The 26,550-nt window shown below is 48.0% G+C and carries 29 protein-coding genes; 24 read left to right on the top strand and 5 right to left on the bottom strand.

The window, feature by feature from the left end; all coding sequences use genetic code 11:
• Positions 1-3 precede the first annotated feature (3 nt).
• Genes LACSTY_RS08255 through LACSTY_RS08245 form a run of 3 tightly spaced genes read right to left on the bottom strand, consistent with a single transcriptional unit; the run spans position 4 to position 2,521 of the window.
• Positions 4-645 (bottom strand): alpha/beta hydrolase, encoded by a 642-nt coding sequence (locus tag LACSTY_RS08255; RefSeq protein WP_049172146.1) that lies wholly within the window; start codon positions 643-645, stop codon positions 4-6.
• A gap of 15 nt (positions 646-660) precedes the next feature.
• Entirely contained in the window at positions 661-1,629 is a 969-nt protein-coding gene (locus LACSTY_RS08250; protein ID WP_087912281.1) for a ring-cleaving dioxygenase, read from the bottom strand.
• Positions 1,622-2,521 (bottom strand): VOC family protein, encoded by a 900-nt coding sequence (locus tag LACSTY_RS08245; RefSeq protein WP_087912280.1) that lies wholly within the window; start codon positions 2,519-2,521, stop codon positions 1,622-1,624. The genes LACSTY_RS08250 and LACSTY_RS08245 overlap by 8 nt, the downstream gene beginning before the upstream one ends.
• A gap of 243 nt (positions 2,522-2,764) precedes the next feature.
• On the opposite strand from LACSTY_RS08245, the gene LACSTY_RS08240 reads away from it, so the two are divergent.
• The 12 genes from LACSTY_RS08240 to LACSTY_RS08185 all read left to right on the top strand — a co-directional run bounded on the left by LACSTY_RS08240 (position 2,765) and on the right by LACSTY_RS08185 (position 13,298).
• A complete protein-coding gene (locus tag LACSTY_RS08240) occupies positions 2,765-3,301 on the top strand; it encodes a YqeG family HAD IIIA-type phosphatase (RefSeq protein WP_025013367.1) in 537 nt (178 codons plus the stop codon).
• Positions 3,282-4,406, top strand: a complete 1,125-nt coding sequence (yqeH, locus tag LACSTY_RS08235) for a ribosome biogenesis GTPase YqeH (RefSeq protein ID WP_087912279.1) — start codon at positions 3,282-3,284, stop codon at positions 4,404-4,406. Before LACSTY_RS08240 ends, yqeH begins: the two co-directional genes overlap by 20 nt.
• Before the next feature lie 84 nt (positions 4,407-4,490).
• Positions 4,491-4,802, top strand: a complete 312-nt coding sequence (locus LACSTY_RS08230; RefSeq protein WP_087912278.1) for a YhbY family RNA-binding protein — start codon at positions 4,491-4,493, stop codon at positions 4,800-4,802.
• Positions 4,803-4,810: 8 nt separating this feature from the next.
• Complete coding sequence (locus tag LACSTY_RS08225) at positions 4,811-5,461, top strand: nicotinate-nucleotide adenylyltransferase (RefSeq protein WP_025013370.1); 651 nt, start codon at positions 4,811-4,813, stop codon at positions 5,459-5,461.
• Positions 5,454-6,053 carry a bis(5'-nucleosyl)-tetraphosphatase (symmetrical) YqeK gene (yqeK, locus tag LACSTY_RS08220; RefSeq protein WP_070650473.1) on the top strand — a complete coding sequence of 200 codons (600 nt, stop codon included), beginning with the start codon at positions 5,454-5,456 and terminating at the stop codon, positions 6,051-6,053. The genes LACSTY_RS08225 and yqeK overlap by 8 nt, the downstream gene beginning before the upstream one ends.
• A gap of 3 nt (positions 6,054-6,056) precedes the next feature.
• Positions 6,057-6,416 carry a ribosome silencing factor gene (gene rsfS / locus LACSTY_RS08215; protein ID WP_010487900.1) on the top strand — a complete coding sequence of 120 codons (360 nt, stop codon included), beginning with the start codon at positions 6,057-6,059 and terminating at the stop codon, positions 6,414-6,416.
• On the top strand, positions 6,413-7,150 hold the full coding sequence (locus tag LACSTY_RS08210) for a class I SAM-dependent DNA methyltransferase (protein ID WP_087912277.1): 738 nt from the start codon (positions 6,413-6,415) through the stop codon (positions 7,148-7,150). The genes rsfS and LACSTY_RS08210 overlap by 4 nt, the downstream gene beginning before the upstream one ends.
• Before the next feature lie 49 nt (positions 7,151-7,199).
• Positions 7,200-8,336: a nucleotidyltransferase gene (locus tag LACSTY_RS08205; protein WP_087912276.1), complete on the top strand. Its 1,137-nt coding sequence runs from the start codon at positions 7,200-7,202 to the stop codon at positions 8,334-8,336.
• Positions 8,337-8,403: 67 nt separating this feature from the next.
• Positions 8,404-8,952: a YceD family protein gene (locus LACSTY_RS08200; RefSeq protein ID WP_087912275.1), complete on the top strand. Its 549-nt coding sequence runs from the start codon at positions 8,404-8,406 to the stop codon at positions 8,950-8,952.
• A gap of 267 nt (positions 8,953-9,219) precedes the next feature.
• A complete protein-coding gene (gene gnd / locus LACSTY_RS08195) occupies positions 9,220-10,638 on the top strand; it encodes an NADP-dependent phosphogluconate dehydrogenase (RefSeq protein ID WP_087912274.1) in 1,419 nt (472 codons plus the stop codon).
• 387 nt (positions 10,639-11,025) lie between these two features.
• Positions 11,026-11,712: a response regulator transcription factor gene (locus tag LACSTY_RS08190; RefSeq protein ID WP_003565833.1), complete on the top strand. Its 687-nt coding sequence runs from the start codon at positions 11,026-11,028 to the stop codon at positions 11,710-11,712.
• Positions 11,712-13,298 (top strand): HAMP domain-containing sensor histidine kinase, encoded by a 1,587-nt coding sequence (locus tag LACSTY_RS08185; protein ID WP_162494864.1) that lies wholly within the window; start codon positions 11,712-11,714, stop codon positions 13,296-13,298. Before LACSTY_RS08190 ends, LACSTY_RS08185 begins: the two co-directional genes overlap by 1 nt.
• A 185-nt stretch (positions 13,299-13,483) precedes the next feature.
• On the opposite strand, the gene yidC is transcribed toward LACSTY_RS08185, so the two are convergent.
• Together yidC and LACSTY_RS08175 are read right to left on the bottom strand one after the other, a co-directional pair.
• Entirely contained in the window at positions 13,484-14,473 is a 990-nt protein-coding gene (yidC, locus tag LACSTY_RS08180) for a membrane protein insertase YidC (RefSeq protein ID WP_049172171.1), read from the bottom strand.
• 58 nt (positions 14,474-14,531) lie between these two features.
• A complete protein-coding gene (locus tag LACSTY_RS08175; protein ID WP_025013374.1) occupies positions 14,532-14,813 on the bottom strand; it encodes an acylphosphatase in 282 nt (93 codons plus the stop codon).
• Between the two features lie 244 nt (positions 14,814-15,057).
• On the opposite strand from LACSTY_RS08175, the gene LACSTY_RS08170 reads away from it, so the two are divergent.
• The 12 genes from LACSTY_RS08170 (at position 15,058) to LACSTY_RS08115 (ending at position 26,538) form a co-directional block, all read left to right on the top strand.
• Positions 15,058-15,819, top strand: coding sequence for a TrmH family RNA methyltransferase (locus LACSTY_RS08170; RefSeq protein ID WP_087912273.1), 762 nt, complete (start codon positions 15,058-15,060; stop codon positions 15,817-15,819).
• A gap of 83 nt (positions 15,820-15,902) precedes the next feature.
• Positions 15,903-16,406 carry an HD domain-containing protein gene (locus LACSTY_RS08165; protein WP_005684434.1) on the top strand — a complete coding sequence of 168 codons (504 nt, stop codon included), beginning with the start codon at positions 15,903-15,905 and terminating at the stop codon, positions 16,404-16,406.
• A 228-nt stretch (positions 16,407-16,634) separates the two neighbouring features.
• Positions 16,635-17,021 (top strand): winged helix-turn-helix transcriptional regulator, encoded by a 387-nt coding sequence (locus tag LACSTY_RS08160; protein ID WP_010487928.1) that lies wholly within the window; start codon positions 16,635-16,637, stop codon positions 17,019-17,021.
• Between the two features lie 382 nt (positions 17,022-17,403).
• Entirely contained in the window at positions 17,404-18,450 is a 1,047-nt protein-coding gene (pheS, locus tag LACSTY_RS08155) for a phenylalanine--tRNA ligase subunit alpha (protein WP_087912272.1), read from the top strand.
• A gap of 1 nt (position 18,451) precedes the next feature.
• Positions 18,452-20,863 (top strand): phenylalanine--tRNA ligase subunit beta, encoded by a 2,412-nt coding sequence (gene pheT, locus LACSTY_RS08150; RefSeq protein ID WP_087912271.1) that lies wholly within the window; start codon positions 18,452-18,454, stop codon positions 20,861-20,863.
• A gap of 178 nt (positions 20,864-21,041) precedes the next feature.
• Entirely contained in the window at positions 21,042-22,193 is a 1,152-nt protein-coding gene (gene mltG / locus LACSTY_RS08145; RefSeq protein ID WP_087912270.1) for an endolytic transglycosylase MltG, read from the top strand.
• 237 nt (positions 22,194-22,430) lie between these two features.
• Positions 22,431-23,069 (top strand): uridine kinase, encoded by a 639-nt coding sequence (udk, locus tag LACSTY_RS08140; protein ID WP_087913269.1) that lies wholly within the window; start codon positions 22,431-22,433, stop codon positions 23,067-23,069.
• Positions 23,070-23,135: 66 nt separating this feature from the next.
• Positions 23,136-23,606, top strand: coding sequence for a transcription elongation factor GreA (gene greA / locus LACSTY_RS08135; RefSeq protein ID WP_010487938.1), 471 nt, complete (start codon positions 23,136-23,138; stop codon positions 23,604-23,606).
• 228 nt (positions 23,607-23,834) lie between these two features.
• Entirely contained in the window at positions 23,835-24,539 is a 705-nt protein-coding gene (liaF, locus tag LACSTY_RS08130) for a cell wall-active antibiotics response protein LiaF (protein ID WP_087912269.1), read from the top strand.
• Positions 24,536-25,600: a sensor histidine kinase gene (locus LACSTY_RS08125; protein WP_162494863.1), complete on the top strand. Its 1,065-nt coding sequence runs from the start codon at positions 24,536-24,538 to the stop codon at positions 25,598-25,600. Before liaF ends, LACSTY_RS08125 begins: the two co-directional genes overlap by 4 nt.
• Positions 25,593-26,258 (top strand): response regulator, encoded by a 666-nt coding sequence (locus tag LACSTY_RS08120; RefSeq protein WP_087912268.1) that lies wholly within the window; start codon positions 25,593-25,595, stop codon positions 26,256-26,258. Before LACSTY_RS08125 ends, LACSTY_RS08120 begins: the two co-directional genes overlap by 8 nt.
• A complete protein-coding gene (locus tag LACSTY_RS08115; RefSeq protein WP_010487945.1) occupies positions 26,239-26,538 on the top strand; it encodes a HesB/YadR/YfhF family protein in 300 nt (99 codons plus the stop codon). Before LACSTY_RS08120 ends, LACSTY_RS08115 begins: the two co-directional genes overlap by 20 nt.
• Positions 26,539-26,550 lie beyond the last annotated feature (12 nt).

Raw genomic sequence — 26,550 nt, 5'->3', positions numbered from 1 at the left:
GATTCACCTCCGTTGCCAATCCTGCAGTCGGCCACTATTCGCCAACCAGGATTTGGCATTTGCCAATTCAGCTTCATTTAAATTATGGCTTTGCCCGTGCCGGAAAATCGTCACGTCCGCCCCTTGTTCTTTGAGATAAGTGGTCAACACCTTAAAGTTCTGGGCTGGCACGATCGGATCCTGATCGCCATGAGACATCCAGACTTTGACATCACTTAGATCTTGCTGGGAATCAACCGTTGAAAGTGCCATCGGGTGGAAAAAGATGCCGGTGTGAAAAGTATCGCGCCGCGTCAACAATGCGCGCGCAGCAACGTTGGCACCGTTTGAATAGCCGACGACCACAAACCGGTTATAGTCAATATTGAATTTCTGGCAAAGCTCGTTTAAAACCGAAAAAAGCCAAGTGGTTTCCTGCTCAAGGTTGGCCAAATCAAAGCCGCCGTTTTCCGAATGCCGAAAATAACGATTCATCCCTTGTTCCTGAATGCGTCCACGTATCGAAAGCATGGGACTATTAGGCGACAGGTATTTCCCGATCGGCAGCAAATCATTTTCATTGCCGCCTTGGCCGTGTAGCAATAACAAAGGGGAGACGGTGGGGTCACCTTTTACAAAAGTATAATTGACGTTTTCTTCTGCCATAACTACCTCCACAAATTAACGACCGCGCCAATCGGTTTTGACTGGTGTGAGCTGCTTTTCGATTTCATCGCGTTTGCTTTCCAGGAATGGCGGCAACTCAAGGTGGATGCCGGCTTCATCATAAGTTTCGTCTTGTAAGAAGCCTGGTCCGGTTGTAGCGATTTCGAAAAGAATTTGCGGTGCTGCCCGGAAATACTCGGACTTAAAGTAGAAGCGGTCGACATAGCCGGATTGCGGCAGGCGATATTGCTTGATACGATCAATCCATGTGCCAAGCGTCTCACGTGTATCCGTGGAAAAGGCGGCGTGATGAATGTTACCAAAGCCTTCAACGGCAATTGGCAGATCTTCGCGGTGTTCCAAAATGACCTGTGCTCCGTGACCGCCTTCACCAACTTCGTATAGGGACCAGTTACCGTCTTCGGCGATCTTGGTATAACCCATAATTTCTGTTAGCACATATTGCATGTGGCCGAGATTGAAAATCGTAACCGTGACCGGCCCAAGACCGGTGATGGCAAATTCTTCCGGAACATCATTGTGTTTCCAAGGGGTGCCACCTGCGACTCCATGATTGTGTTCATCGGAGATAAGCTGAAACTGCTGATCATCCTGATCGTGGAAATTAATGATTTTGGCATCAAACTGGGTGCTGATGCCATCGTTTGCGACTCCTTTTTCCGCAAATCGCTTGAGCCAGTAATCTAAGGCAGCATCACTTGGTACCCGGAAGCTGGCCCGCGAAATCATATTCGTGCCTTTTTTGCCTTTTTCCTGATTGGGGAACGTGAAGAAGGTCATGTCGGTGCCGGCAGTGCCTTGGTCATCGGTAAAATAGAAGTGATAGGTGTCTAAAGCATCCTGATTCACTGTTTTCTTGATCAGATGCAGCCCTAAAGTCTTGCTCATGAAATCAAAAATGGCTTGAGGATTACTTGCCATGGCGGTGACGTGGTTCATGCCGAGTAATGGATGTTCAATCATGGAAATCCACTCCTTTGGTTTTAAAATAACTTTCAATGGTCGCCCGCCGCGCTTCGAACTTCGGCGGCAGGCCCAGTTTCTCGCCTAAGTGTTCCAGCGGCTCGTCTAATGTAAAGCCGGGCTCTTGGGTTGCAAATTCAATGCGGTTGTCAGCCGGATCACGAACATAAAGGCTTTTAAACCAGCCGCGATCGGCAAACTCTTCAACTTCGTAACCATGTTGTGCGGCAATGGTACCAAGACGCGGCAACGCTTCTTCATGGTCAACGGTTAAAGCGAAATGATCCATACTGCCACGGCCAAACCGTTTGACATCGTCAGTCAGGCTCGGTTTTAGTGTCAAAGTGTTGCCCGCTGCCAGCTTAAATTGTTCATGTTCGGCTTTCTGGCCTAGCATTGCTTCGAAGAAAGCCTTCTCAGCCTCGTGATCAGCAACAGGGATGTCAACATTGATGAGGCCGGTGATCTGTCGGTTGCCGGGGATGTCGTTAGGAACCGTTAAATGATCTGGCAAAGTCTTCTGGAAGGCAATCAGCCGAACCGGCGTATCAGAAGGATCAACCAACGTAAGACGGTCCGCGGCTTCAGAAATCACACAGCCGGCTTGCTGCAGCCGTTCAAACCAAAAAGGCAAAGAATCGCCGGGGATCGCCAAATCGATCCCGCCTAATTGATTGCGCCCGTCATAACGGTGGCCAAGCCGATCAATGACGAAAAAAGTCACGACGCTGCCAGGCGTTCCCTGATAATCACCGAAAAACAGATGCCGGACGTGAATATTTTCCTGATTAACCGTATTTTTTACCAACCGCAAGCCCAAAACATTTGTATAAAAATGAATAGTTGCGGTTGCGTCGCCAGTTAAAAGCGAGACATGATGCAAACGGGTCATGGTGTTGCCTCCTATTTTGAAACACTTACTAAAAATAAGTATAACAGGCTTAATAACGGAATGCGAGCGTTTGATTTCAAATTCATCGTACCCTGTTTGCAACAATAAGGCGATTATTTCGTCTTTTTAAAATAGCGTTTTCATTGTGGACGCGTCGTAGGTATTAGGCAAACGGCCTCGCGCTTAGGCATCTTTTCCGCTATAATATATAGAATATGAACAACCGGAGAGGGGACAAGATTTGTGGCAGTTTTTGAGCCGACTTGGCTGGTAACGAATATCTTCAGTCTGACGCCTGCCAGTCTGAAACAGCAAGGCATTAAAGCGGTGTTGACGGATCTTGATAATACGTTGATGGCTTGGGATCATCCGGAAGGTACGGCTAAACTGACTCGCTGGCTTTCAGATCTGAAAAAAGGCGGCATTCAAGTGGTGGTCGTCTCAAATAACAACGCTAATCGTATCCACAAGGCAATGGCCAAGCTTCAGGTCGCGTATGTGGCGCGAGCATTGAAGCCGTTGCCGGTGGGGATTACCAAAGCACGTAAGGAATTGGACTTAAAACGCTCGGAAGTGGTGATGGTCGGGGATCAGCTCCTGACTGATATTTGGGCTGGCAACCTTGCCGGCGTGCGCACGATTCTAACGCAACCACTGGTGGAAAGTGATGCGTGGAACACGCGGATCAATCGGTTTTTTGAAGGCTTCGTTTTTAAAGCACTTGCGAAAAAACGGCAGCTGAATTATCAGGAGGATATTCATGGACACCATCAAAAATGATGAAGAGCGCCGCTGCATAGGCTGTGGCGCTATTTTACAGACAACAGATCCAAAACAACCCGGATACTTGCCTGCTGCTACTTTAGCTAAAGCTGACACTGAAGACGATATTTATTGTCAACGGTGTTTTCGGTTGCGGCATTATAATGAAATCGCACCGGTCACATTGACAGATGACGACTTTTTACGTTTGTTGAACGCAATTGGTGAGAGCAACGCGCTAATCGTGAATGTGATTGATATTTTTGATTTTAATGGCAGCGTGATTCCCGGATTACACCGGTTTGTCGGCGATAATCCGGTCATTTTGGTGGGCAATAAAGCCGATGTTCTGCCTAGGTCGCTGAATCCGAACAGGTTAAAAAATTGGTTGCAGCAGCAAGCCAAAGCACAGGGGTTACGCCCGGTTGCGACGATACTGGCCAGTGCCAAAAAGGGGTTTGGCGTTGACGACTTATTAAACGCAATCGAAAAATATCGAGAGCATCGCGATGTCTACGTTGTTGGCGTGACAAATACCGGAAAATCGACTTTAATCAACCGAATTATCAAGGAATTAACGGGTGTTGAGAACCTGATTACCACTTCGCGTTTTCCAGGCACAACGCTGGATCGGATTATGATTCCGCTAGATGACGGCCAGTCGCTGATTGATACACCAGGTATTATTCATCGGCATCAGATGGCACATTTTGTGGGACCTAAGGATTTAAAACTGGTATCCCCGACATCGGTGATCAAGCCGGCCACCTATCAGTTAAATGAAGGACAGACGATTTTTCTTGGTGGATTGGCGCGATTCGACTATCTTCGCGGCGGCCGTCAGTCGTTCGTGATCTACACGGATAATCAATTGCCGTTGCACCGCACCAAGTTAGCTAACGCTGATGATTTTTACCAAAGACATGTTGGCGGCCTGCTTGCGCCACCGCAAGCCGATGAAGTGGCCCAGTTTCCGCCACTGGTACGGTTTGAGTTCACCCCAAAGGAAAAGTCGGATCTCGTTTTTGCCGGACTTGGCTGGATTACCGTACCGGCCGGTGTCACGATCGCAGGCTATGCGCCTAAAGGTGTGGATGTTCTATTGCGAAAAGCATTTATTTAAGTTTGATTGCGATCGCAACGATGTGGCTAGCCGCAGTTGAGTCAAAGTTGACGAAAGTGCCATCAGAGGAGTTGTTTTAAAAATATGTTAACTGGTAAACAGAAACGCTATTTACGGAGCCTGGCGATGACGACCAAACCGTTGATTCAAGTTGGCAAAAATGGGCTTGGTGATGCGTTTGTCGCTGGCGTCAAAGATGCGTTGGAAACGCGAGAATTGGTAAAAATCAGTCTGCTGCCAACCGCCGATGATACCCCGCGGGAAGTTGCTGACACTTTACAGGCCGCGATTACCGGCTTGGAAGTGGCTCAGATTATCGGCCGCACGGTGATTGTCTACAAAGAAGCAGCCAAAATCGAGCATCGCCGAATTAGTCTTGAAGTGAACGCACGGTAGGGATTGCGATGGAAAAGACGCAGAGTGTCACCTTAACTCAGCCGGTCATCTCAGTGGCGATGCGCGAACAGATTCTAGGTGTGCATCGCCGCAAGCAGGTGGGCCTGTTTGGCGGAACCTTTAATCCAATTCACAACGGCCATTTAATTATGGCGGAGGCAGCGGGCACCGAACTCGGCTTGGAAAAAGTTTACTTTATGCCGGATAATCAGCCGCCACATGTTGATACTAAAACAGCTATCTCGGCACGGCATCGGGTGAACATGGTACAATTGGCCATTGCTGACAATCCGCTTTTTGGATTGGAAGGCATCGAAATACGCCGAGGCGGTATTAGTTATACCTATCAAACCATGCAGGCGTTGCGACGGCTACATCCGGACACTGACTATTATTTCATCATCGGCGCTGACATGGTCGATTATTTACCCAAGTGGGCTCATATTGATGAACTGGTCAAACTTGTGACTTTCGTGGGCGTTAAACGCCGCGGTTATACACCGGCCAGTCGCTATCCGATTTTATGGGTCGATGCCCCGCTAATCGATATCAGTTCGACCGCGGTGCGTGAACGGGTGCAAAATGGACGCAGCCTGCGTTATTTGGTACCAGACCCAGTTATTGACTATATTCAAAAAGAGGGATTATATCGTGAATGAACATCAGTACCCTGACAGCTTGACACACGGCTTAAGCCGCCAAGAAATCTTAAATCGCTTACGCAACCGCCTGGACGAACCGCGTTACGAGCATTGCCTGCGCGTGGAACAAACAGCCATTGAACTGGCTAAGCGATTTGATCAAGATGTTGATCGTGCCGGTTTGGCCGGTTTGCTGCACGATTATGGCAAAGAAATCCCGGTCGAAACCTACAAACGGGTGATTGTCGAAGATGGCTTTGATCCCAGTTTGTTGCAATATGGCCGAGGCGTTTGGCACGGGGTTGTCGGCGTTCATTTTATCCAAACCGAAGTCGGCATTACGGATAAGCAGGTCTTGACTGCGATTGCCCGGCACACAACCGGGGATCCGGAAATGACGCCATTAGATGAATGTATCTTTGTCGGCGATTTTATTGAGCCGCAACGAGCTTTGCCTGTCGAAGCCAAGGCGCGCAAGGCTGCTGAAACGAATCTGGAAGAGGCCAGCCGCATCGAACTGGAAAATACGTTGATGTACCTGATCGGCGCGCGCAAGTTGGTCTTTCCTAAAACACTGTTAACTTATAACGCATTTTTATCAAAGGAGTAGTTTATGGTCGACGCAAAAACAATGTTGGAAATTGCTGTTAAAGCCGGCGATTCAAAGCGGGCCGAGGATATTGTCGCTTTGGATATGCGCGGTGTGAGCTTATTGGCGGATTATTTTGTCATTATGAGCGGCACTTCAGATCGTCAGGTACAGGCGATTGTGGATGAAATCGAAGAAAAAGAAGAAGCTGCGGGTGTCGATATTCGCCGAATCGAAGGCCAAAAAGGTTCGAAATGGATGCTCATCGATTTAAATGATGTGGTTGTTCATGTCTTTATGCCGGAAGAACGGCAATTCTATAACCTTGAGAAGTTGTGGCAAAGTGCACCGCTTGTCAACGTGGATCAGTGGGTTGAGGCATGATTTACACCACTTTTGCCGAAGTTTATGACAAATTGATGGATCAGTCACTGTATTTACGGTGGCGGGATTACGTTAAACGGCGGGTAGCGCCAGCCAATCAGCCTTTGCTGGAGCTTGCTGGTGGTTCGGGCTTTCTCGCCGTGTTGTTGGCACAGTCAGGCTATCAAGTCACCGATCTCGATCTGTCAGACGACATGTTGACATTAGCTGAAGAAAAAGCACTTACTGCTGATGTTGATTTAACGCTGATCCAAGGTGACATGCGGGATTTACATGACTTGCCGAAGTTCCCCGTGGTCACCTGCTTTGATGATTCCATTTGCTATATGCCCGATCTTGATGCAGTTAAGCAAGTCTTCGCCCAGGTGGCGGCATTGCTACCTTCAGACGGAGATTTTCTTTTTGATGCCCATTCGCTTTACCAGATGGATCACGTTTTTCCGGGCTATATGTACAATTATCAAAGCGATGACTTCGCTTTTTTATGGAACAGTTTTGTCGGTGAAAAACCGCATAGTATCGAACACGATCTGACGTTTTTCATTTATGACGAGGACTTAGATGCTTACAAGCCGCTAACCGAAACCCACAAGGAGCGCACTTATCCGCTGGAAGATTATCTGGCGGCGCTGCAGGCGACCGGCTTTGAAAAGGTTGAAGTCACGGCTGATTTTGGGACGCAACCGGTTTCGGCCAAGAGTACCCGCTGGTTCTTTCACGCCAAGAAGCGGTAGGCAAAAACGAATTCTGATTTGACTGACGAAGGCGATTCTGGAGGTGCGTATGCAAGCTGTTGGCATGATTGCGGAATTTAATCCGTTTCACTCAGGCCATGCTTTTGCATTGGCTAAAGCGCGAAATTTAACGCACGCAGATGTCGTCGTGGTGGTCATGTCAGGCAATTATGTGCAACGTGGGGAACCGGCGATTTTTGATAAGTGGGTACGTGCAGAGGCGGCACTGACTCATGGCGCCGATATCGTGCTTGAATTACCGGTGACCGGTGCCGTTCAAGCGGCCGATCAATTCGCGCAAGCCGGTGTGTCAGCCTTAGCAGCATTGCATGTACCGGCACTGGCATTTGGTACCGAACACCCTGAGTTAGATTATTTAGATCTTGCCCGGCAATTGGCGTCGACTGATATCACGGACCCGGGTTTTGCCGATTATACGCAGACTTACGCGACCCAGCTGAATGCTGCCTATGCGAAGGTGGCGGGGATTACGCAGACGGACCCAAACTTTATGTTGGGCTTGAGCTATGCCAAAGCGGTTTTGGCATTACAGGCGCCGATGCAGCTTTACCCTTTCGGCCGACAGGGTGTTGGGCATGATGACCAGAAGATCAAAGCCAATCTTGCCAGTGCGTCGGCGGTGCGACAACACTTGCGGGAAGGGGAGCCCATCACAGGTATTGTGCCAGCAGATTTGATTTCGGTTTATGCTGAGCAACCGCAATATGGCTGGTCGCAATTTTTCCCGTGGTTAAAATATCGCCTGCAAACGGCTGATTTAGCTGAGTTGCGGCAAGTGGCGACGATGGCAGAGGGGTTGGAATATCGGTTCACCCAGCAGATTGATGATGCTCATGATATGACCGAATTTTTACACCGGGTTAAGTCAAAGCGCTATACCTATGCCCGATTGCGCCGGCTTGCCTTAGCCATCACACTCAATATGACAACCGCTGCTGTTGCGAAAGCCCGGCGCCTGCCACAACTGCATGTCCTTGGTTTTACACCGACTGGCCGGCAATATCTGCGCACTGTCAAACACCACTTGGCTTACCCCTTGCTCACACGTGTCAGTGCTGATATGCTTGCACCGGATGGGGTCTTGGCCATGACCCATCGCGCGGATCGATTAATCACAGCCATTGGTGGCGTCGAACAGAATTATGGTCGACCGCCACTCATGTGAGGCGTATGAATCGATTTTTATCCGAAGGTCCTAGGCTTTCGCATGTATTTTTAAGGAGGAGACTGCCATGTTGAAATGGACCATTCAGGAATTAATGAAACATGATGAGCAACCGTTACACTTCAGTACCACGTTAGATGTCAAGGATGATCTGCAGGATCGCGATCCGGAGATTCTTGATGTGAGTCCCATTCAGGTGAGTGGGGATGTGTTGTATGATCGCGGCGATTTTCTGGTCAGTGTTAATCTGACCGGTACGCTCGTGGTGCCGTCCACCCGCAGCCTGAAACCGGTGACCATGCCGCAGAACTTTACTTTTAGCGAAATCTATTTAACCGATGAAGGCCATGCGGATCAGTATGAAGACGGCGAAATCCTGATGCCCCTCGAAGAATCCGAGCTTGATCTTTTGCCAGCGGTCGAGGATCATTTGTTGCTCAGTATTCCTATGCAGGTGCTCACACCGGAAGAAGCAGCCACCGGTGATATGCCTGCCGGAGATGAATGGGAAGTGCTCGCCGAAGATGAATACAAGAAGCGGACAGAAGAAGAAAAGAAGGCAGATAATCCCTTTGCAAAGTTGAAGGGGATGTTCCCGGATCAGGATGAATCGTGATGGGTACGCTTGTTGCTAAAAAGCGCCAGGCAAACCTGCATGATAAAATATGAACAGATACTAGGTTCTAATCATGAATTAAGCAGTGCTCACTGGCATAAGTCGGGCACTGCTTTTTTTATTTGCCTGGTCACTCAGTCCGAACTTGGCTAACTTGAAAATAATACATTTTACCTGCCTGCGAAGGCTTCTGAAGACTGTTAAATCAAGGCTGTTTCTGCTAACATGAATGGAGTAAATGTTGAAATTAATGAGGAGGTTTCCGTAATGGATAAACCACAAATCGGCGTTGTCGGTATGGCTGTAATGGGTAAGAATCTTGCCTTGAACATTGAAAGCCGCGGCAATACCGTTGCAATCTACAATCGAACCGGAAGTAAGACCAAGGCGGTTGTTGACGAGCATCCAGATAAGAAGTTGGTACCAAGTTATAAGATCGAGGACTTTGTTGCTTCGCTCGAAAAGCCGCGCCGAATTATCATGATGGTTAAAGCTGGCGCCGGCACTGACGCGGTTATCAAAGAATTGTTGCCTTTGCTTGATAAAGGCGATGTTTTAATTGATGGTGGGAATACTTTCTTTGAAGATACCATGCGCCGGAGTACCGAATTGGACAAATCCGGCATTAATTTCATCGGCATGGGCGTTTCCGGTGGCGAATTAGGTGCGCTGCACGGTCCTTCCCTCATGCCTGGTGGTCAAAAGGAAGCCTATGATCTGGTTGCACCAATTCTTGAAGCCATTTCTGCAAAAGCTGACGATGGCGCACCATGTGTCACTTACATTGGGCCAAATGGTGCCGGTCATTATGTCAAAATGGTGCATAACGGCATCGAATACGGCGATATGGAACTTATCGCTGAAAGTTACAATTTGATGCGTAACCTGCTTGGCTTGGATGTTAAAGAAATTGCCGACATTTTCAGTGACTGGAATAAAGGCGAACTGGACTCTTATCTCATTGACATTACAGCCGACATTTTGACCCGCAAGGACGATCTTGGCAGCGACAAACCAATTGTTGACGTGATTCTGGATCGTGCCGGTAATAAAGGCACGGGTAAATGGTCATCACAATCAGCGCTTGAATTGGGCGTTCCGCAGAGTGTGATCACCGAATCCGTATATGCTCGTTACATCAGTGCCATGAAGCAGGAACGGGTGGCAGCAAGTAAAGTTTTGCCAAAGCCGGTTGCCAACGTTTCGGTCGACAAAAAAGAAGCCATCGAAATGATTCGCAAGGCTCTGTACTTCAGCAAACTGATGTCATATGCTCAAGGCTTTGAACAAATGCGCTTCGCCTCAGAAAAATACGACTGGAATCTCCAATATGGCGAATTGGCAAAGATCTGGCGTGCCGGCTGCATCATCCGTGCCCGCTTCTTGCAAAACATCACGGATGCTTACAACAAAAAGCCAGACTTGCAAAACTTATTGCTAGACGATTACTTCCTGAATATCGCCAAGAATTATCAGGAAAGTGTCCGTGATCTGGTTGGTCTCGCCGTTAAAGCCGGTGTGCCGGTTCCGGGTTTCTCCGCAGCGATCAGCTACTACGACTCTTATCGTTCGCCAGTGCTCCCAGCTAACCTGACGCAGGCGCAACGCGATTACTTTGGTGCCCACACTTACGAACGAACCGATCGCGATGGCATTTTCCACTATAGTTGGTACCACGAAGCTTAAAAATTTAATGACCAATCAATCGAGTCAATCCGTAAACATACCGGATTGGCTCTTTTTGGGTTAAAGGCTGAGCCAAAGATGTACGCTGATGGCTTGATGGAAATTGGCGGTAGACCGCTTATGAAAATAAAATTAGAGAAGTGCTGGGCGAGTGGGTAACTCGGTTAAGTATGAGCGTGGACCTGTTTATGAGAACCTGTCCGGATTGAAAAATGAGAAAACCACCGAACAAACTTTTTTCAATGGCGATTGTGCCCATCATTGCGCGGCTTATAGCCAAAATGAGAAAACTGTGCTAAACTAGCTTAGCATCGTTTTTTAATGAGAAATCACGAATAAAGTTGCGTTGCGTGTGTAGTGCCACTAAGAAAGCATAAGGAGACCCTGATGAGTAAAATACTGATTATTGAAGACGAAAAAAATCTTGCCCGGTTTGTCGAGCTGGAATTAAAACACGAAGGCTACGAAACGGAAGTCCATTTCAATGGTCGCACCGGACTTGAGGCGGCGTTGGCTGAAGACTGGGATGCCATCCTGCTTGATTTGATGTTACCTGAGTTGAATGGCCTTGAAGTCTGCCGACGGGTACGACAGGTCAAGAATACGCCGATTATCATGATGACGGCCCGTGATTCTGTGATTGATCGCGTTAGTGGCTTGGACCACGGCGCCGATGATTACATTGTCAAGCCATTTGCCATCGAAGAATTGTTGGCGCGGTTACGCGCGTTGTTACGCCGAATTAGTATCGAAGGCGAAAACAACACCGCTAAACAAACCACGATCAAATATCGTGATCTCGTGATTGAAAAGGAAAACCGGGTTGTTCGGCGCGGTGATGACATTATCGAGCTGACCAAGCGTGAGTATGAATTGCTTTTGACTTTGATGGAGAACGTCAATGTGGTCTTGGCTCGTGACGTCTTGCTTTCCAAGGTCTGGGGTTATAACTCCGATGTTGAAACGAATGTTGTCGATGTGTATGTCCGCTATATTCGTAACAAAATCGATCGGCCGGGTGAACCTAGTTATATTCAGACGGTTCGGGGAACCGGCTATGTCATGCGCTCGTAATGGTGATTAAACAGACAAGTACCGGGCAAAAGAAGAAAAGTCCCCGCATCTCGTTAAAGGTCAAATGGGCCGTAACGGTTGGTGTCGGGATTTTTGTCACTTTTGTCACCTTTTCGATGATTCTTTACGGCGCAATGCGACAGATTCTGTTGAATCAGGAGCGCCGAACCGTCACGGACACGCTTAGTACTGTCGTCCAACGACTTTCCCCAGTCAGTGGCGATTTGACCATTGCCCAGGTTGTTCCGCGGTTGGAAGGTACAACGGCGTCGGATCAACCTTCGTTACCGGCACCGAGTGAATCACGTGAGCGGATTTTTTCTGATTCGGTGATTCAAAAGTTGGCGCAGGCCGATGTGAGTGTTTCGGTTTTCTCGCGCGATCGCACGAATATTTTTCAGTCGCGGGATACGCCCATCACGTTAGGCAAGGTTCATGGCACCGAGGTACAGGAGAGCCATATTGGTGATTTTAACGGTCTGGTAGGCACTGCACCAATTTATTCGGCCACGACGTCTGACCTAATTGGTTATGTACAAGTGACGAATAAACTAACGGCGTTCCATGCGACCATGCACGAAATCACCTTACTGATTATGGGATTGAGCTTTGCGGCGGTGTTGATTTCAATTCTAATTGGTTATGTTTTGGCAACCCGCTTTTTAAAACCCATTAAATTAATCACGAATGCCATTGATGTGGTGAATGAGGAACCGGAAAGCACCGTTCGCATTCCCGCGTTGAAGCGCAACGATGAGCTCGGTGACCTAGTGCTTGAATTTAATGGCATGTTAGATCGGATTCAACGTTATATTGATCAGCAAAGCGAATTTGTACAGGATGTCTCGCATGAGCTGCGGACGCCGGTTGCCATTTTGGAAGGCCATCTGCAACTGTTGAACCGGTGGGGCAAGGATGATCCCGAGGTCTTGGATGAGTCTTTGAAGGCATCGTTGCAGGAAATTACCCGCATGAAGAGTCTGATTCAGGAGATGCTGGATCTGACTCGTGCTGATCAAGTGGATGTTCAATTTCCTAATGCCGTGGTCGATGTGCATAAAACTGTTCAGCAAGTTGTCGCTGACTTTCGGATGATCCATCCCGACTTCACGTTTACGTTAGATGATGACCTCGAGAAGACCACGTATGTTCGCATGTATCGTAATCATTTAGAGCAGGTCATGATTATTTTAATGGACAATGCGGTCAAATATTCGACTAACCGGAAAGAGATTCATGTGTCAATGGCGCAAAACAGTGGCAATGGTGTTGCTTTGGCCGTGCAGGACTTTGGCGAAGGCATTGCCGAAAAGGATCGACGCCGTGTGTTCAATCGCTTCTACCGCGTTGACAAGGCTCGCAGTCGGGAAAAAGGCGGCAATGGGCTCGGATTATCGATCGCCCAACAGTTAATTGAAAGCTACCACGGACAAATCGAAGTCGACTCGGCGTTGGGACATGGTTCCATTTTCCGAATTGACTTGCCGACCATTACCGAAGCAAAAGCGAAGGCGCTTAAGGCTCAGGAAGAAGCTAAACAAGCGGCCGCGCCAAAAAGCGATACCACGATTAAAAGTAATTTGTGACTTCCAAGTTGACTGAAAGTTGTTAGCGCTTCTCACGCAAAATCGGCTGCAGAGACAAAATTTGTCTTTGCAGCCGATTTTGTTGTCTTACGATCAGAAATTTTAGTTGCCTTAGCACCTTGGTGAGCGCGCACAGTATCAAAAAAGCCGCCCGGGAAAACGGACGACTAAGAAATTTGATCGGTTTATTTGCGTGGTCGCTGCTGCTTACCGGCATTGCGCTTACGTAATTTGTTATGGTCGATGGCATCTGGATCTGCCGGCTGGTGACTGCCGCTAGTCGCACCAGCTGTCGCAGTGACTTTGCCCCAGTCATCAAAGGTATGTTCATTAACAACGATGACCGGTGGATTTTCTTCCATTTCTTCATCGAGCCGCTTACGAATGTTAGGCGTTACGATGTAAGTCACAATCGCTTGCTGGATGATGAGGATAATGCCGCCAGCACCAAAGTAGAGACCTAAGCCGGCATTGTACATCATACAAAAAATAAACGTCATGATCGGGTTCAAAAAGGCCGTTGTCTGCATCGCTTTTCGCTGTTCCGGCGGCACGCCCTGCAACATGATCAAGCTGACCACAATATACGGCAAGGTGGCTAAAATTGTGACGATGAAATTGGAGTGGCCTAGTTGAATACCAAAGAAGGTTGCCCGCGAGATTTCCGGTGAGTACGCAATGGCTTGGTAAAGACCTGAGAAAATCGGCAACTGAATGAGCATCGGCAAACAACCCATGGACGGAATCATACTCGTCCCGTTGGCGGAATAAATTTTCCGCATGTAGTTATTGGCAGCTAATTGTTGCTCCGGGGTTTTGGCTTTTTTGGTCGCTTCTTGGACAATTTTCAGTTGTGGCTGGAGGATTTTTTGCTTTTCCTGATAAGCCGTCATGGTCCGTTGTTGCCGTAACATGAGCGGTAACACGATTAAGCGGACCAGTAAGGTGATCACGATAATCGCAATCCCGTAGCTGCTGGTCGTGCCGACAAACCCGGCAATCCACTCCATCAAGTGCTGAAGTGGCAGCCCAATGACTTTATAAAAAGTGCCAAAGAATGGATCCGTTGGTGGTTTAAGCGTGACCCCTTGTTTCGTGGTTGGAGCACACGCGGCTAATAGTAAGGGCAATAAGCCCACAATTCCTAGTGTAAATACTTTTTTCGACTTGTGCATGAATAATTTCCCTTCAAAATGTCATCGGGTTTAACTATACTGTATGGGCTGAACGGATTCAACCGGTGACGCGAAAACCATGGAAGTCTGGAATGTTTTCCAAGGGCTTCTCTTCATAAGTCGAAACGTTAGCATAAGGATTAGGACCTGCCTTAACCTGGGCGACAAATTTTGCCAGATTAAGCGGTTCGCCGGCTGCCTGAATAAAAACAGAGCCGTCAGAGCGGTTTTCGATGGTGCCGCTAATGTTCAGATTATCCGCAATCATCTTCGTGGCCCAGCGGAAACCGACGCCTTGCACCCGGCCACGGACGACGATTTGTTTTGCAAGTTTGACCAAAAAGACACTTCCTTTCTTACTATCACGCATACCTAGTATCAGAAAGCTTCCAGGTGCGCTCATCTCGTGAGAAAACTGCCTGTGAAAAAGCATTAAAGTCCTTATCCGCGCTTTCTCCACAGTCCATACTAGTGTAGCATAAGGCTTATGAGTGCGGCGACAATGGACTAAAGTTTGATTTTTAAAAATGAACTTGTTGGCAACTGTAAACATCGCCGAACATTGGCGCCAGAAGGAGAATTTTATGGAATATATTTCATCACCTAAGAACGACAGAATCAAGACCGCTAAAAAATTAACCGTTAAGAAACACCAAAAAGATGCCGGACGTTACTTATTGGAAGGGCGTCATTTGGTTCAGGAGGCGCTGGCGAGTGGTCAGACGCCTTACGATATTTATGCAACCGAACAATATTTGGATGACCGCGCGCTCAAGCCGTTTTATGACAAAATCACCCAGATTTCGGAATCAGTCGCGGAACATCTCAGTGACACCGAGACACCGCAAGGCATTTTTGCGGTTATGCCACGGCAGGCCGAACAATTACCTGATCCTTTGAGCGGGCAATTTTTGTTGTTAGACGCGATTCAGGATCCCGGCAATGTCGGAACTTTAGTACGTACGGCAGATGCTGCCGGCATCAAGACCGTGATTTTCGGGCAGGGAACGGCAGATGCTTTTGGTCCAAAAGTCTTGCGGGCCATGCAGGGCAGTCAGTTCCATGTCCGTATTGTCTCTGCCAAGCTGATGCCGATTATCAAAGCACTGCAACGGGCCGGCATTCCGGTTTATGGGTCGGAACTCAATGAGAAGGCCAAGAGTTATCGCAAGATTCAGCCAAGTGCGCAATTCGGGTTGATTGTCGGCAACGAAGGTAACGGTATGGATCCTGTTCTTTTAAAGCAAACCGATACAAATTTATATATTCCCATTCGCGGACAGGCAGAATCGTTGAATGTTGCGGTCGCTGCAGCGATCATGATGTTTCATCTAGTTGGGGATTAAGAATCTATTATGAAGGTGCCTTTTAGGGGTGGAAGCTGTTATACTATAAGTGTGTTCATCAAACCACAAAAGGAGCAGATGTCTTGAGCAAAAAACGCGATTGGCAATCGGATGCTGAGTATGTAGGGTATGTGGCTGATTTATTGGCCAAGCCTGAGGTTCAGCGACTGGCAGAACACCCGCAACATCATTATTCTAACCGATTGGAGCACTCGATCAGTGTTTCCTATCAGAGCTATCTGATCGGGAAACGGCTGCATCTGAATGTTCGTGCGATCGCCCGAGCAGGCTTGTTGCACGATCTGTTTTACTATGATTGGCGCAAAACCAAGTTTGACTTGGGGACGCATGCCTTTATCCATCCTCGGATTGCTTTACGGAACGCTGAGAAGCTGACCGAATTGTCACCGATGGAAAAAGACATCATCATCAAGCACATGTGGGGCGCAACAGTTGGCTTGCCTAAATACAAGGAGAGTTTTGTTGTATCTCTAGTTGATGATTATGCTGCGATGGATGAGGTCGTCGTACCATGGATGCACAAGCTCCGGCATCCGATCCACACCCACTTAAAGGCTTTAAATTAGGATCGTGATATGACAGTGGTAGTTGCCACCGTCCACACGGGAACCGCGGATATTTATCTGCGGTTCTTTTTTAGGGAAGACCGTCCCATTCGAACCTAGTGAGTTACTTTATTAGCTAATTTGCCAAGTTTGTCTGGACTTTCTTATACATCGGGTTGTAATATTTTGCCAGTGTGGTATGCTAGCACTATCTAAATGTAAGTAAGTGGGAATAATGAGGTGAGTAGAGTGGATGCAACAGTAACCAGTACAACCGATTGTCAAAGTCAGCAAGTCGCTCTTTGTCCTAAATTTCAACATACATTTGAAATTCTAGGCAAGAAATGGAACGGTTTGATCCTGGAAGTGTTATTGAACAATGGCAATTCCCGGTTCAAGGATATTGCGAAGCTGATTCCGCGTTGTTCAGACCGGGTTTTGGTTGAGCGTCTGAAAGAACTTGAGGGCGAAGGCTTGATCAATCGTTTGACCCATAAGGATTCGGCGTTAATCGAATATGCACTGACAGATAAAGGCCGGGCTTTGAATTCGGTGATGGCAGCGGCACACGCTTGGGGCGATGCCTGGGTTACGGATGAAGAGTGCCACGCCAATGAGACTCAGAAAAACGCGTAATTCACGCGTTTTTTCTTTTTAACAGGAGCCAGTTAAAAAATCAGCTCTTGACGTCAGCGCTCAATTTGCTAAGCTTGTTTTATCTAAAAACATAAAAACCATGACGAAAGCCCAAACAGGCTGGTAAGACAGGGAGTGACGTTCATAAGACTGCGAGACGTCTGTTACCAAAATGTTTGTCTTCACTTTCCGAGTTGACTTTTGAGGTGGCAACACTTAGAAAGCTCCGGCCTGGCCGTTACCTTGTTGAGTGCATGGATCAGTGTGACCATGAACAAGGGTGGTACCGCGACGCTTCGTCCCTTTTGAAGAGGGACTTTTTTTATGCCTTCAAAACGCATAAAAAAATGCCACTTGCAGTCAGTAATCGAGGAGGAAAAATATGGATTTTCAAACCAAGCTCGAACAACTTTTTCAACAAAACAACGAGCGCATCAAAGAAGTCAATTCGTTGGATGACTTGAATCAGATTCGCGTGCAGCTATTAGGGAAAAAAGGTCCGATCACCAGCGTCCTGCGTGGGATGAAGGATCTTGCAGCCGATGAACGACCAAAAGTCGGTGCATTTGCCAACAAAATTCGTGATGAGTTGAGTGCCGCGATTGAAGCCCGCAAAGCGCAACTGGAACAGGCGGTTATTGATGCCAAATTGGCGTCGGAAACCATTGACGTGACATTGCCGGGCGACCCGGTTGTTGCTGGTACGCCGCACATCATTATCCAAATCATGGACGATCTTGAAAGCTTCTTCATGGGCATGGGGTATCAAGTGCTGAGTGGCCCGGAAGTCGAGGAAGATCATTATAACTTTGAAATGATGAACATTCCCAAGGACCATCCGGCGCGTGATATGCAGGAAACTTTTTATATCAACAATGAATTGCTGATGCGATCACAGACGAGCCCGATGCAGGCGCGGACCATGGAAAAGCATGATTTCAGTAAGGGGCCGTTGAAGATGATCAGTCCGGGTGTGGTTTATCGTCGCGATGATGACGATGCCACGCATAGCCATCAATTTCACCAAATGGAAGGATTAGTCATTGATAAGCACATTACCATGGCTGATCTCAAAGGCACCTTACTGGCCATGTGTCAGCACGTGTTTGGCGCTGATCGAACGATTCGGTTACGTCCGAGCTATTTTCCATTCACGGAACCGTCTGTCGAAGTTGATGTTTCCTGCTTCCGGTGCGGTGGCAAGGGCTGCCCGGTTTGCAAGTATACCGGGTGGATTGAAGTCCTCGGTGCCGGCATGGTGCATCCGAATGTTCTGCGGGCAGCTAAGATTGATGCCGATGTCTATGGTGGCTTTGCATTTGGCCTCGGTCCGGATCGGTTTGCCATGCTGAAATATGGCATTGACGATATTCGCAGCTTTTATACAGACGACTTGCGCTTCCTAACGCAGTTCAGTCAGGAGGGTTAAGATGAACGTTTCATATGATTGGTTAAAAGAACTCGTCAATGTCCCGGTTTCACCAGAAGAACTGGCCGACAAGGTTTCCCGAACCGGGATAGAAATTGATGGGGTTAAGCACCCTGACGCCGGATTGAAAAAAATTGTGGTCGGGAAAGTGCTGACAAGTAAGCCGCATCCGAATTCCGATCATCTCAAGCTTTGTGAAGTGGATGTCGGCGAAGCGGATCCGCGGCAGATTGTTTGCGGTGCTCCTAATGTCGCTGCAGGACAAACGGTCATTGTGGCACTGCCAGGTGCGCGGATTGCGGACAATGTCAAAATTAAAAAAGGCAAAATGCGCGGCGAAGAAAGCCTCGGGATGATTTGTGCGCTTCAGGAAATCGGCTTTAACGAAAATGTGGTGCCGAAGTCCTATTTAAACGGCATCTATGTCTTCAACGAACCATTGAAGCCAGGTAGTGATGCCTTAGCCGCGTTAGGCATGCATGATGCCATTTTGGATTTTGAAATTACCCCTAACCGCGCGGATGCTTTAGGGATGCACGGCGTTGCGTGGGAGGTCGGTGCCACCTATGCCGAAAAACCGCATTTTGACGAGAAACCGTTAACCGAGGGCACAAAGTCGATTGCCGACTATCTAAGTGCGGAAGTCAAAGATGCCCACGATGCACCGAGCTATCAGCTGCGGGTTATTGATCATGTTAAGGTCAAAGAAAGTCCACTCTGGTTGCAACGGCGTCTCTGGAATGCCGGCGTTCGACCAATTAATAATATTGTCGATATCACGAATCTGATTATGTTGGCATATGGTCAGCCGCTGCACGCGTTTGATTATGCCAAACTCGGCAGCCAACACATCGAAGTCCGCCGTGCCAAAAACGGTGAGCCGTTAACTACCTTGGATGGTCGGGAACATGAACTGGATGATCGCGATATCGTCATTACGAACGGTCAGGTGCCGGTTGCTTTGGCCGGGGTCATGGGCGGCTTGAATTCGGAAATTTCCGAAACCACCACAACCGTTGTCGTTGAAGCGGCTAGCTTTAATCCGGTCAATGTGCGGAAAACCGCGTTGAAATATAATCTGCGCTCAGAGGCGTCTTCCCGCTTCGAAAAAGGCATCAATCTGGCTGATATTAATCATGCGTTGGATGCTGCCGTCGCTTGGATGGCTGAATTGGGTGGCGGTCAATCGGCTAAAGGCACTTTGGGTCCGACTGCTGTTGAAGCCAAGGATGTGGTGGTAGATATCTCACTAGACCACATCAATCACGTCTTAGGCACCGATCTGCAAGAAGACCAGGTAACCGGCATTTTTCGCCAGTTAGGTTTTGGCGTCACAGTTGCGGACGGTCTTTTTGCGGTTGCGGTTCCGCCACGCCGCTGGGATATCCACATTAAAGCGGATCTGGTTGAAGAAGTTGCGCGTATTTATGGCTTTGACAATTTACCAAGTACCTTACCAACGACAACCATGACGATTGGGGAATATACCCCGAAGCAGAAACGGATTCGGCGGACGCGGCATCTTCTTGAAGGGTTGGGCTTAACGCAGGCGATCACTTATGGCTTAACCACTGCCAAAGCGGCTGAGCAATTCAAATTGCAACCAGGCAAGCCAACTCAGGTTGATTCGCCGATGACAACCGATCACGCTGTGTTACGCATGAACATGGTCACTGGGTTATTAGATGTCATTAAATACAATCAGGCCCGTAAAGAAACCAATGTGGCGATTTATGAGCAGGGCCGCATTTTTACCAAAACCGGCAATCAGGTTCGCCCGACTGAAATCGAGTACCTAGGTGGTGCATTGACTGGTCAGGTGACGACCAAGACTTGGAACCAGGATGCCCGTCCCGTTGATTTCTTTTATGTCAAAGGGATTGTCACCCACTTGCTTGAAGATTATTCATTGACAGAGCCGGTACGGTTTGCGGCAACGCAGGCAGTGGCCGAACTGCATCCGGGTCAAGCTGCCGATGTTTTTGTTGGCGACACGCGCATTGGCTTCTTAGGGCGCCTGCATCCCGCATTTGAGCATGACAACCATTTACCAGAGACGTTTGTCTTTCAGCTGGATCTTGACGCCTTGTTCGTTGCTCCAAAACAGGAAAAGATTGCCCAACCGGCGCCGAAGTTCCCGGCCGTTACGCGCGATATTGCACTTCAGGTCGCCGAAACAGTCACGAATGCACAAGTGATGGACGTTTTCCGGCAACACGGCGGTGCCTATCTCAAGCAGGTTAAACTTTTTGATGTTTACGCAGGTGAACACGTTGCTGAAGGCCAAAAGAGCTTGGCATACACGCTGACTTATCGGCGGGATGACCAGACGCTGACTGAAGACGAAGTGACGCAAGCGTTCGATCGTGTTAAGTCTGCGTTAGCATCAGATTTGGCTGCTGAGATTCGCTAATCATCAGTCGCAATTTACCGCGCAATTAGGTATGATGGTCACTGGTTATTAAGCTGCTGCCGAAGATAGTTCGGCGGTGGTTCTGTTACATAAGCGGCTGTATGCTGCCAGTTTGGATTATAGGCACATTTAGGTTAATCCGCGATAAACAACAGTACGTAAAAAGGAGGCATCTTTTTTGGATAGGCGATCCCGACATGTAGAGGACAAACGGCGGTTGCGCGCTGATGAAAAAAAGGCGTCGCACAAGATTGTCGCGTGGGTTCTGAGTATCTTGTTTGCGGTGCTGGTGATTGTTGGCCTGATGGGGTATCGGTACGTCCACTCGGCACTTCAGCCGGTGAATCCGAATGGTCAGACTTCTGTCAATGTAACGGTGCCTGCAGGTTCATCCACCAAACAAATTGCCGCCAAATTGGAAGCCAAGCACGTGATCAAAAGTGCCATGGTGTTCAATTATTATGTCAAGTTTCACAACATTGCTGACTTTCAGGCCGGCAGTTATCAGTTGACACAACGTGATTCGATGAATCAGGTGATCCAAAAGTTGCGGGCTGGCGGCACAGCAGCCACCGCGGCGGGACAGTTGCTGGTTAAAGAAGGCGCGACAATCGAGCAAATTGCGACATCCGTGAACAAGCTGGGTAAATCAAATCAGAATCTGACAAGCAAGAAGTTCATGGCGCTCATGAAAAATCAGACCTTCTTTAATAAAATGGCCAAGAAATACCCGCAGCTCCTGAGTTCTGCTGCTTCGGCCCAAGGCGTTCGCTACCGCCTGGAAGGTTACCTTTTCCCAGCCACCTATAGTGTGAGCGCAGGCGAAACGGTAGAGGATCTGGTTGAAGCGATGTTAGCTAAAACCGACAGCGTCATGCAAAGTTACTATAAGAGTATCAAGAAGCAAGGGTATACGGTTCAGGAAGTCATGACCTTGGCTTCGCTGGTTGAGCGTGAAGGGGTGACCCAGGAAGATCGCCGGACAATTGCCGGGGTCTTCTTGAACCGTATTGATGCGGATATGCCATTGCAATCCGATATTTCAGTTATGTATGCTTTAAATACGCATAAAACTCATTTGACCAATAAGGATACCAGTGTTGATTCGCCGTATAACCTATATGTGCACACCGGTTACGGGCCGGGTCCATTTGATTCGCCAAGTGAGCAAAGTATCACCGCGGTGTTGAGTCCAAACGACCGCAGCAAGCATTATCTGTACTTTGTTGCCAACCTGAAGACCGGCGAAGTGCTGTATGCTACCACGCGTGAACAACACGACGAGAACACGGCTAAGTTTGCCAGCGATAACTCATCAGTCAATAAGTAATTTATATGTTGGCCATAGCGCCCCTTATCCACGACTTTAGTAGCATGATTTACTTATGGATTGATCTTGACAGGCAAGACGGAGCAGTTCTATCGTGTTAGAATCAGTGGCGAAAGTTTAGTGACTCAATTAAAGAAAAACGGCCTTGGAAATGATGCTTGAATGCTGGACATCTTTTCCAAGGCTGTTGTGCGCAGTTTTTTCTGTCAACGATTTAAATTGAAAGAAGGCCAGCAGATGCAGCAAAAGAAACCCATTGTGATCGGTGTGACCGGTGGTTCTGCCAGTGGCAAGACCAGCGTCAGTCGGGCGATTTTCGATCACTTTTCCGGGCATTCTTTGCTCTTGCTGGCACAGGATGCGTATTATAAGAAAAGCGACAAACCGTTCTCGGAGCGGAAGAAAATCAATTATGATCATCCGTTGGCGTTTGACACTCCGCTACTGAAGCATCACCTGGATGAGTTGATCCATCGCCACGCGGTTGACCAGCCCGTTTATGATTACACGATTCATAATCGTTCGGATAAAACGGTGCACCTTGAGCCTAAAGATGTGATCATTCTTGAAGGGATTCTGATTCTTGATGATGAGTCGTTACGTAACATGATGGACATTAAGGTATTTGTTGATACAGATGACGATATTCGTGTCATTCGTCGGATCCGGCGCGACATGATTTCGCGCGGGCGGACACTAGATTCAATTATTAATCAATATTTAAAAACCGTAAAACCGATGTATCATCAATTTGTTGAACCAACGAAACGCTATGCGGATCTGATCGTTCCGGAAGGCGGTCAGAATCAGGTCGCCATTGATTTACTGGTGACCAAGATCAAAGCCATTCTAGCGGAACGCGGTTTACAAGAGTAGCCATTGACAAATGGCTCCCGGATTAATAAAGTGACTAAGGAAAATAAGAAGTGAGGTAAGTATTTTATGGCAGACAAAAGCTATCCGATGACAGCAGAAGGTAAAAAGAAACTTGAAAACGAACTTGAGGAACTAAAAACCAAGAAACGCCCAGAAGTTATTGAGCGGATCAAGGTAGCCCGGGGGTTCGGCGATTTGTCCGAAAACTCAGAGTACGAAGCAGCCAAGGATGAGCAATCCACACTTGAAAATCGGATCGTGACGATTCAAACAATGCTGCGTTACGCCGAGATCATTGATGCCAAGGCCGTTGCCAAAAACGAAGTCTCCATTGGTAAAAAAGTGACCTTTGAAGAAGACGGCGACGAGGAAACATACGAAATTGTCGGGGCAGCAGAAGCCGATGCTTTCAATGGCAAGATCAGTAATGAAAGCCCGATTGCCCAAGGCCTTATTGGTCGTAAAGTTGGCGACAAAGTTACCATCAACACTCCAGGCGGCGAAATGACCGTGACGATTACAAAGGTTGAAGGCTAATCCCATTTTATAAAAGCTAGCCGGCAAGCACATCTCCGACGACGAGGATGTGCTTGCTGGCTTTTCTTATGAGCAAATATCACTTGCCGGTGAATATCAGCCTTACGCCCTAAGCTAGCGAGCATTTGATTCGTTATAATAAATCAAGGATATGGTAGTCGGGTACGAATTTGGTGATGCCTCACTGCCAGATAAATTCACGATTTTGATTAAAAGGAGGGATCGCAAATGCGCCGCTGGCAACTGTTTTTGGGGATTGAATTTGCGCTCTTACTCTGGCTAGGATTCCAGATCATTACGAATCCCATGGCGTTGGCAACGATCCTGATTGGCTTTCTATTTCTTTTCTTAGGGATGCACTGGCACCGGCTGCGGACTTTTAGTGTCACGTTTGGCGGTGTATTAATGGTGCTGGGTATTTTTATTAATCCCGCGATTTGGCTCATATTGATGGTGGCCGGGATCTTTTTGATGATGGTTCTGACCAAGCCAAAAGCAGGCTTTTCGGTTTGGAATCATAAACAGTACGTTGCGCCGGTAACGGAGGCTCCAGGTAAAAAAGCCGGGCGCCGAACGATTCATTCCTGGGCGGGGCGGCAAACGATTGCACCCAGTTACGATTGGGATGACATCAACATGGTGGTGCCGGCCGGCGATACCATCATTGACCTAGGTGACACTTTTTTACCCAAAGGCGATAGCGTGATTATGATTCGCAAAGGCTTTGGTAAAACCAGAATTTTGGTTCCCGTGGGTGTTGGCGTTGCTGTAGAACATGCGACGTTTTATGGGCGGCTGCATTTTGAAGATTCCGACTCGATGCTGCATAGCCAAAGCGTGACCGCTTATTCGCAGGATTACGACGATGCACCGCGTCGAATCCACATTATCACGAATGTGGTGGTGGGCGACTTGGAGGTGCTGGCAGTATGAGGAGACGGATGTTAGTCGGTTTTTTTCTGATTCTTCTGGTCTGGACGATTTTGGTCGAGGCCTGTTTGGTGTTTATGCTGGCAAAAGTGACCCATCATGATTTTTTGCAGCTGTTGTTAGCAAATGTGCTTTCAGCGCCGTTATTTGTTTATCTTTTTATTGGAGCCTTACTGATCAGTTCCGGCGCCACCGTGATTGTGTTATGGCGACAACGGGTGATGCGCAATCAGTTAGATAGTCGTCTTGCGCAGTTGAATGCCGGGCAATATCAAGCCCCGATTTTTAGTCGCTCTCAACAAGCGGTCGCAGCATTAGGCCAGCAACCAGCTGACTTGCTTGAAGCGTTACGGCAAAAAATGATACGCTTACAACGTGAGATTGAACGTTATAGTAATACGCCTGTGCGCTTTTCCGGCGAAACCCGTGAGGCCATTCTGACCGGTGAACGTCATCGGTTGGCCCGGGAACTGCATGATTCGGTTTCCCAGCAGTTATTTGCGGCGATGATGATGTTGTCCGCACTGCGGAGTGTCGCGGAACGCGATCCTAAGCAGGAAGCTTTGCAGAAGCAGTTGGATACGATTCAAAAAGTGATCAATGAAGCCCAGGCGGAAATGCGGGCGTTGCTATTGCATCTACGTCCGACTAATCTTGAAGGCAAATCGCTAAAGCAGGGGATTATCCAGTTGTTGAAAGAATTGCAAACCAAGATTACAATCAAAATCACATGGCAATTGGATGACATTAAGTTAAATGCGGCGACTGAGGATAATCTTTTCCGGATTGTTCAAGAGCTGCTTAGTAATACATTACGCCATGCTAAAGCCGATAGCCTTGAAGTTTATCTGAAGCGGTTGCAAGATATGGTTATTTTGCGTATGGTGGATGATGGTGTTGGGTTTGATCCAAAAGAAACTAGTGGCAACGGTAACTATGGTCTTGCCAATATCAAGGAACGCGCGGCGGCCATGGGTGGAACAGCCAAGGTCGTGAGCGTAGTCGGTCAAGGAACCAGTGTTGAAGTCAGAGTACCGTTATCAAAGGATGTTGCGCATGATTAAAGTATTGATCGTTGATGATCACGAAATGGTTCGATTGGGACTGGCGACTTATATTGGCGTTCAGCCTGACTTAGAGGTGGTCGATCAAGCCGAAAACGGCCAGGAAGGCGTCGATATGGCGTTGAAAGATCGGCCTGATATTATCTTGATGGATCTGGTGATGCCGGTAAAAGACGGCATTACGGCGACTAAGGAGATTCTGAAAGCTTGGCCAGAAGCGCGGATTATCATTTTGACCAGTTTCATCGATGATGCCAAAGTGTATCCAGCCATGGAGGCAGGGGCGGCGAGCTATATTCTGAAAACCGCAACGGCGGAAGAAATTGCCAAAGCCATTCGTCAGACTGCCAAGGGCGAACGGGTACTTGAGCCGCAAGTGACCACCAAAATGATGAATCGCATGAATCATCCGCAACCGCAGTACGACGAACTGACTAACCGCGAACGCGAAGTTTTGCAGTTGATTGCGCAAGGCAAGTCGAATCAGGAAATTGCCTCGGCGCTATTCATTACATTAAAAACGGTTAAAACGCACGTCTCAAACATATTAGCCAAGTTGGATGTCGAGGATCGGACCCAGGCGGCGATTTATGCGCTCAAGCATGGTCTGGTTAAAAATGATCAAGGAGATGATGGGGTTGCAACTCGCGATCACTGATAAAGCAAGTCAATGGTTTCACCGTGAATTAAATTTACCGGATCAAGGTGCCGGCATTCGTTTCTTCGGCAAAGCTTATGGGAAGACCCAGGTTCATGATGGTTTTAGCGTGGGGATGACAAGGGATGATCATCCTGAGCATCCAATCATGTCGGTCGAAAAAGACGGTGTGACCTATTTTGTCAATCCGACCGATGCATGGTTCTTTGAAAACCTTGCAATGACGGTTGATTACGATGCCCATCTGGATGAACCTAAGTACGAATTTAAAGAAGAATAAGCCAGATTGCAG

Origin of the sequence: Lacticaseibacillus styriensis (assembly GCF_030770295.1) — a bacterium.
GTDB classification, from domain to species: Bacteria; Bacillota; Bacilli; order Lactobacillales; family Lactobacillaceae; genus Lacticaseibacillus; species Lacticaseibacillus casei.
This window is presented reverse-complemented; position numbering and strand designations above follow the sequence as displayed.

Excerpts from the sequence above, each read along its gene's own strand:
- LACSTY_RS08230 (WP_087912278.1), top strand. The coding sequence starts at position 4,491 with ATGTTAACTGGTAAACAGAAACGCTATTTACGGAGCCTGGCGATGACG.
- yidC (WP_049172171.1), bottom strand. The coding sequence starts at position 14,473 with ATGCACAAGTCGAAAAAAGTATTTACACTAGGAATTGTGGGCTTATTG.
- LACSTY_RS08170 (WP_087912273.1), top strand. The coding sequence starts at position 15,058 with ATGGAATATATTTCATCACCTAAGAACGACAGAATCAAGACCGCTAAA.
- LACSTY_RS08210 (WP_087912277.1), top strand. The coding sequence starts at position 6,413 with ATGATTTACACCACTTTTGCCGAAGTTTATGACAAATTGATGGATCAG.
- LACSTY_RS08120 (WP_087912268.1), top strand. The coding sequence starts at position 25,593 with ATGATTAAAGTATTGATCGTTGATGATCACGAAATGGTTCGATTGGGA.
- LACSTY_RS08255 (WP_049172146.1), bottom strand. The coding sequence starts at position 645 with ATGGCAGAAGAAAACGTCAATTATACTTTTGTAAAAGGTGACCCCACC.
- liaF (WP_087912269.1), top strand. The coding sequence starts at position 23,835 with ATGCGCCGCTGGCAACTGTTTTTGGGGATTGAATTTGCGCTCTTACTC.
- udk (WP_087913269.1), top strand. The coding sequence starts at position 22,431 with ATGCAGCAAAAGAAACCCATTGTGATCGGTGTGACCGGTGGTTCTGCC.
- LACSTY_RS08245 (WP_087912280.1), bottom strand. The coding sequence starts at position 2,521 with ATGACCCGTTTGCATCATGTCTCGCTTTTAACTGGCGACGCAACCGCA.
- LACSTY_RS08205 (WP_087912276.1), top strand. The coding sequence starts at position 7,200 with ATGCAAGCTGTTGGCATGATTGCGGAATTTAATCCGTTTCACTCAGGC.
- pheS (WP_087912272.1), top strand. The coding sequence starts at position 17,404 with ATGGATTTTCAAACCAAGCTCGAACAACTTTTTCAACAAAACAACGAG.
- greA (WP_010487938.1), top strand. The coding sequence starts at position 23,136 with ATGGCAGACAAAAGCTATCCGATGACAGCAGAAGGTAAAAAGAAACTT.
- LACSTY_RS08185 (WP_162494864.1), top strand. The coding sequence starts at position 11,712 with ATGGTGATTAAACAGACAAGTACCGGGCAAAAGAAGAAAAGTCCCCGC.
- LACSTY_RS08200 (WP_087912275.1), top strand. The coding sequence starts at position 8,404 with ATGTTGAAATGGACCATTCAGGAATTAATGAAACATGATGAGCAACCG.
- LACSTY_RS08250 (WP_087912281.1), bottom strand. The coding sequence starts at position 1,629 with ATGATTGAACATCCATTACTCGGCATGAACCACGTCACCGCCATGGCA.
- yqeH (WP_087912279.1), top strand. The coding sequence starts at position 3,282 with ATGGACACCATCAAAAATGATGAAGAGCGCCGCTGCATAGGCTGTGGC.
- LACSTY_RS08225 (WP_025013370.1), top strand. The coding sequence starts at position 4,811 with ATGGAAAAGACGCAGAGTGTCACCTTAACTCAGCCGGTCATCTCAGTG.
- LACSTY_RS08125 (WP_162494863.1), top strand. The coding sequence starts at position 24,536 with ATGAGGAGACGGATGTTAGTCGGTTTTTTTCTGATTCTTCTGGTCTGG.
- gnd (WP_087912274.1), top strand. The coding sequence starts at position 9,220 with ATGGATAAACCACAAATCGGCGTTGTCGGTATGGCTGTAATGGGTAAG.
- LACSTY_RS08190 (WP_003565833.1), top strand. The coding sequence starts at position 11,026 with ATGAGTAAAATACTGATTATTGAAGACGAAAAAAATCTTGCCCGGTTT.
- pheT (WP_087912271.1), top strand. The coding sequence starts at position 18,452 with ATGAACGTTTCATATGATTGGTTAAAAGAACTCGTCAATGTCCCGGTT.
- rsfS (WP_010487900.1), top strand. The coding sequence starts at position 6,057 with ATGGTCGACGCAAAAACAATGTTGGAAATTGCTGTTAAAGCCGGCGAT.